Source organism: Arthrobacter sp. P1_A5, assembly GCF_056406825.1.
This window is the reverse complement of record NZ_JBFTZL010000219.1, coordinates 1-5,404: the sequence shown is the minus strand read 5'-3', so window position 1 is coordinate 5,404 and position 5,404 is coordinate 1. Positions and strand designations below refer to the sequence as shown.

6 protein-coding genes are annotated in these 5,404 nt (G+C 67.7%); 3 read left to right on the top strand and 3 right to left on the bottom strand.

Annotated elements, in window-relative coordinates; all coding sequences use genetic code 11:
- From AC1D1S_RS18915 to AC1D1S_RS18905, 3 genes are all read left to right on the top strand, one after another.
- A partial coding sequence (locus AC1D1S_RS18915) for an amidohydrolase family protein (protein ID WP_476995186.1) occupies positions 1-1,080 on the top strand: 1,080 nt, incomplete at its 5' end.
- Between the two features lie 465 nt (positions 1,081-1,545).
- A complete protein-coding gene (locus AC1D1S_RS18910) occupies positions 1,546-2,292 on the top strand; it encodes a polyprenol monophosphomannose synthase (RefSeq protein ID WP_028275587.1) in 747 nt (248 codons plus the stop codon).
- A 47-nt stretch (positions 2,293-2,339) separates the two neighbouring features.
- Positions 2,340-3,077 (top strand): VOC family protein, encoded by a 738-nt coding sequence (locus AC1D1S_RS18905; protein ID WP_476995185.1) that lies wholly within the window; start codon positions 2,340-2,342, stop codon positions 3,075-3,077.
- A 151-nt stretch (positions 3,078-3,228) separates the two neighbouring features.
- Here the strand turns inward: AC1D1S_RS18905 and AC1D1S_RS18900 are convergent, their stop codons facing one another.
- The 3 genes from AC1D1S_RS18900 to AC1D1S_RS18890 form a co-directional block, all read right to left on the bottom strand.
- Positions 3,229-3,576, bottom strand: coding sequence for an RNA polymerase-binding protein RbpA (locus tag AC1D1S_RS18900; protein ID WP_026266329.1), 348 nt, complete (start codon positions 3,574-3,576; stop codon positions 3,229-3,231).
- Between the two features lie 396 nt (positions 3,577-3,972).
- Positions 3,973-4,929, bottom strand: coding sequence for an SPFH domain-containing protein (locus AC1D1S_RS18895; RefSeq protein WP_028276337.1), 957 nt, complete (start codon positions 4,927-4,929; stop codon positions 3,973-3,975).
- Positions 4,930-5,016: 87 nt separating this feature from the next.
- Complete coding sequence (locus AC1D1S_RS18890; protein ID WP_476995184.1) at positions 5,017-5,403, bottom strand: NfeD family protein; 387 nt, start codon at positions 5,401-5,403, stop codon at positions 5,017-5,019.
- Between the last annotated feature and the right edge of the window lies 1 nt (position 5,404).

The following is a 5,404-nucleotide window of genomic DNA, read 5'->3' as shown; positions in this document are numbered from 1 at the left end:
TACCAGCAGCGCGCCCTCGCCGAGGCAGCGGCCAACGGCTACGTGGCCCTCGCCGAGATGGCCGCGCCGCATATCGGAAGCATCGAGGACCTGCGGCTCGCGGTGGCCTGGAACAGCCCCTCCGGCGGCGGACCGAACGGGGTGGACGGCGTGGCAGTGCCGGAGATCCTGCCGTACTGGGGCGAGCTCGCCGGATCCGCCGAACATGCCCAGTCCATCCTGGACGAATTGGGCCTGCCCGTGCTGGGCCTGGCCGGCGACCTGAACATCGACGGCTCGATCGGCTCACGGACTGCCGCCCTGCGTGCGGACTACACCGACGCGCCCGGAGAGCGCGGCAGCCTGTACCTCTCCGTGGCCGAGGCAGCCGCCCACCTCGCGGCGTGCTCCCTCCTGGGGATCCAGGCGGGTTTCCACGTGATCGGCGACGCCGGCCTGGACGCGGCCCTCGACGCCCTCGACCTCGCCGCGGCTGAGGTGGGGGAGCAGCGCGTCCGTGCCGCGGGGCACCGGTTCGAGCACGTCGAACTCGCGGATGCCGCGGCCATCAGCCGGCTGGCCCGCTATTCGGTCAGCGTCAGCGCGCAGCCGGTCTTCGACGCCCTGTGGGGTGGCGGGGACCGACTGTACCAGCAGCGGCTCGGCTCCCGCCGGCTGGGAATGAATGCCTTTGGCAGCCTCTACGCGGCCGGTGTGCCGATCTGCTTCGGCAGCGACAGTCCGGTGACGCCGCTCCGGCCGTGGTCCAGCGTGCGCGCGTGCCTGCAGCACACCAATCCCGCCGAACAGATCTCCGCCCGCGCCGCGTTCCTCGGCCACACGCGGGCCGGCTGGCGGGCAGCCCGCTACCCCAACCCCATGGCCGGGCAACTGGTGCCGGGCGCTCCGGCCAGCTTTGCGGTCTGGGGGGTCGAGGAGCTCATGGTCCAGGTGGCCGACGGGCGCGTGCAGTCGTGGAGCACCGACCCGCGCGCCCGTACCCCGCTGCTGCCGGCGCTCGACACCGGCAGCGATCCGGCCTGCCTCCTGACGGTACGGGACGGCCAGGAACTCTATGCCAGCGGCGCCCTCCACGCCTGAACACCTGGCGCCTGATCCGGCCCGTCATCCAGCGGACGGAGCGGAAACATTTCCACCCGCGACCCCGCCCTGAAATGCGCCGACAGACGAAACGGCAGGTCACGGCTCGGTTGACAGATCGGCCCGCCCCCGTAGCATTGAGGGGCAACGGAGGGTTGCGTACCGCGCAGACTCCGGCAGTCCCCGGTCCTTCCCAGGTTGCCGCACCCGCGGGAGCTTCACTTGGTCATGACCACGGGCACCCCCAGGGGGCGGGTCTACTTCGCAGCAGAAAACGGTTCCGGCGCCGCAATTCGTGGCCTGCCGGAACTGGCCCGAAGCGGGTGGACCTGCCCGGGCGGCCGCACGGCCGCCTCGCGGGCGCCCCACGGGCGCGCAACTCCCTATAATGGGAAGTTGCGCCTGAATATCCGGAACCATTGACTTTCGGCGCACCGACCGCTCCCTTCAAGGAAAGGCCTCGCTGTGCGTGTCCTCACCATCATCCCGACCTATAACGAGCTGGAATCGTTGCCCAAGACCCTCGGTCGCCTGCGCACAGCCGTGCCCGCCTCCGACGTGCTGGTTGTCGACGACAACAGCCCTGACGGCACGGGGCAGCTGGCGGACCGCATGGCCGCAGAAGACGGACAGGTCCACGTCCTGCACCGCGCCGGAAAGGCCGGCCTGGGAGCGGCGTACATCGCGGGCTTCAAGTGGGGCCTGGACGCCGGCTACGACATCCTGGTGGAGATGGACGCTGACGGCTCGCACCAGCCCGAGCAGCTGCCGCAGCTGATCGAGGCCGTGGAGCAGGGCGCGGACCTCGCCATGGGCTCCCGCTGGGTTCCCGGCGGCCGTGTGGTCAACTGGCCGCTCTACCGCCAGGCCATCAGCCGCGTCGGCAGCACGTACGCGCGGATCATGCTCGGAGTAAGGATCAAGGACGTCACTGGCGGCTTCCGCGCCTTCCGGCGGACCACGCTGGAGAAGCTGAACCTGGATGCGGTCGACTCGGTAGGCTATGGCTTCCAGGTGGATCTTGCCTGGCGCGTGGCCAAGCTCGGCCTGACCATCGTGGAACGGCCCATTACCTTCGTGGAGCGCGAGCTCGGCGCTTCGAAGATGAGCGGCAACATCGTCGTCGAAGCCATGATCAACGTCACCAAATGGGGACTCACGGCCCGCTGGAACAAGCTCCGGGGCAAGCAGGACAGCAGGCAGGACGCCTAAGGCGTGTCTCCCGGTCCGGCCATCACCGGGGTATAGGGTCGGGCGGTATGGCGCTGCGACTTGTTCAGGTGAATTTCAAGGCTCGGGATGACTCAACGCTCGGCCGGTTTTGGGCGGAGGCACTCGGCTGGGGTGTGTCCAGCGAGGGACCCGGTGTGACCAATGTTGAACCCCTGGGTTTCGTCTGGCCGGACCCCGCCGCCGTCTGCGTCGATGTCGTCAGCGTCCCGGACCCCGAGACGGTGGGGTACCGGGCGCGCCTCGATCTCGCCACCACCTCTGCGGCCCACCAGGCGGAGCTGGTGGCGCATCTCTTGGGGCTCGGCGCGACGCCCGCCGACGTCGGCCAGGGTGCTGAGCCGTGGACGGTTCTGGCCGACCCGGAGGGCAACCTGTTCCGCGTGCTGGAGCCCCGCCCGATCTACCAGGACACCGGGCCGATCGCCGCGGTGGTGGTCAGCTGTGCAGACCCACGGGCCATGGCCGGGTTCTGGGCCGGGGCGACGGACTGGACCCTGCACGAGGTGGACGACGATCACGCGAGGCTGCGTTCGGCCAAGGGTGTCGGGCCGTACCTTGAGTTCCTTCGTACGCCCGGCGTGCCTGCCGTGTGGGGCCGTGTCCATCTCGACCTGATGCCGTACCCGGGTGATGATCAGGCGGCGGAGGTGGCCCGGCTGCGGACTCTGGGCGCCACTGACGCCGACGTCGGCCAAGGCGATGTGCCCTGGGTCTGCCTCGCCGACTCGGAGGGCAACGAGTTCTGCGTCCTCACCCCCGGCTGACGCAGTATCCCGGCTCCTGTGCGCATCCAGGCGATGCAGCCGCAGGAGGCGCAGAGGAGCCGCAGAGCATGGAGGCGCAGGAACAGGAAAAGGGCCGGGCCCGCATCGAATGATGCGGGCCCGGCCCTTGCCGTAGCCGGTGCGCTGGGGACTAGGCCGAGCGGCGTTCGCCGCGGCGTTCGCGCAGGATGGTGAGGCGATCTTCGAGGATCTGCTCAAGTTCGGGAAGCGAGCGGCGCTCCAGCAGCATGTCCCAGTGCGTGCGCACTGCCTTCTCGTTGCTGTTGACGGGGCGTTCGCCATCCACAAGCAACGCCTCCTTGCCCGTCTTCGAAACCCAGACCGGGGGGATTTCGGCTTCCGAGGAGAATGTCACGAACACCTGCTCGCCATCCTCGCAACGGTATTCAACCCGCTGGCGCGGAGCCGGTTCGACGCCGGATTCGGTCTCCATGCTCTGTGCGCCAAGGCGCATACCCCGCAGGCTGCGATCGCTCATCTTTTCTCCCTCTATTCGGTTCGCAGGGTCAAGCCCTGCGTTGTCCGGGGACCGTCAGGCGCCGGACTTCTGGTTGCACCGCGCTGTACCGTAACTGGCCCGGTGTGGCCCGGCCAGATGACAGTCACCAGTGGACAAAACTCTTTGGAACGTCATTGGAATCAACGCTGTGCGGAGCGTTTTTGTTCCGGACGGCTGAACTGACCGGACAAATATTCAAGTATACGGGAGTGGTGCGGGCGCGGTAAAGCGAGTAGCCCCGCGGCATGAACTGCGTATCCTGTACCCGACCGGTCCGGGCTTAATCCGGCTGGCCCCCGCAGCCGGCCGAAATGGCCGGTCCGCGGGGGCCAGGACGGAGCTATCCGATCCGACCGATCCAGTGCGGGAGCAGGCTCAGGGCCGGTTCCCTTGGCCGTCGGCTGCGGCGGGCGGTGAGTACGGAGCCACGTCCGGCGTTGAGGCCGTCTGCTCCTGCACCGCGCCTGCACCCAGTACGCTGCCGATCCCTTTGAGCGCCTCGCCAACCTCGCTGGGAATGATCCACAGCTTGTTTGAGGATCCCTCGGCAATCTTCGGGAGGGTCTGGAGGTACTGGTAAGCCAGCAGTTTCTGGTCCGGGTTGCCCTTGTGGATCGCGTCGAAGACCTTCTGGATGGCCTGGGCCTCGCCGTCGGCCCGCAGGATGGCCGCCTTCGCGTCGCCTTCGGCCTTCAGGATGGAGGACTGGCGCTGGCCTTCGGCGGTGAGGATCGCGGACTGCTTGGTGCCCTCGGCCGTCAGGATGGCGGCGCGGCGGTCACGTTCGGCCCGCATCTGCTTTTCCATCGAGTCCTGGATCGAGTGGGGCGGATCGATCGCCTTGAGCTCGACCCGGGAGACACGGATGCCCCAGCGACCGGTCGCCTCGTCCAGGACGCCGCGGAGCTGGCCATTGATCTGGTCGCGCGAGGTGAGCGCTTCCTCCAGGTTGAGGCCGCCAACCACGTTGCGCAGGGTGGTGGTGGTCAGCTGTTCCACTGCCTGGATGTAGTTGGCGATCTCGTAGGTGGCGGCCCGGGCGTCCGTGACCTGGAAATAGACCACGGTGTCGATCGAGACCACCAGGTTGTCCTCGGTGATGACCGGCTGCGGCGGGAAGGACACCACCTGCTCCCGCAGGTCGAGCAATGGCAGCAAGCGGTCCACAAACGGGATCAGCAGGGTAAGTCCGGGATTCAGGGTGCGTTGGTATTTACCCAGCCGTTCAACGACGCCGGCACGGGCCTGTGGAATGATCCGGACTGACCGGACCAGCACAATAATTACAAACACAATTAGTACCAGCAGCACAATTGCGACTGCGATATTCATACATCACCTATTCCCCAGTTGTTTTGTTTTAGTCTCGCGCCGGCAGCGCCGCACCGGCGGACAGCAGTGCCCGCCGGACAGCGCCCCTTATTGGACGGCGGATTCCGGTTGCGGGGCCACGATCGCGGTGGCCCCTTCGATGGCACTGACCACAGCCTGCTGTCCGGGCGCCAGCACTCCCGATTCGGACCGCGCACTCCAGACGTCCCCGCCAATCTTGACGAGCCCGCCGTTTTCGCTCACAGCCTCCATGACGACGGCGGATTCGCCGATGAGGCGTTCAATGTTGGTGCGCTGATCCGCCGGTCCCCGGTGGAGATGCTTGAGGGCCACCGGCCGGACGAAGCCGATCATGAGCAGGGACACCACGCAGAAGGCGATAATCTGCAGCCACGGATCGGCGCCGGCGAAGTCCGCCACCAGCCCGGCGAGGGCGCCGCCGCCGAGCATGATGAAGAACAGGTCGAGTGTGATC

What these genes read in the sequence shown, in the direction of transcription:
- AC1D1S_RS18905 (WP_476995185.1), top strand. Translation starts at nt 2,340, where the DNA reads ATGGCGCTGCGACTTGTTCAGGTGAATTTCAAGGCTCGGGATGACTCA.
- AC1D1S_RS18900 (WP_026266329.1), bottom strand. Translation starts at nt 3,576, where the DNA reads ATGAGCGATCGCAGCCTGCGGGGTATGCGCCTTGGCGCACAGAGCATG.
- AC1D1S_RS18895 (WP_028276337.1), bottom strand. Translation starts at nt 4,929, where the DNA reads ATGAATATCGCAGTCGCAATTGTGCTGCTGGTACTAATTGTGTTTGTA.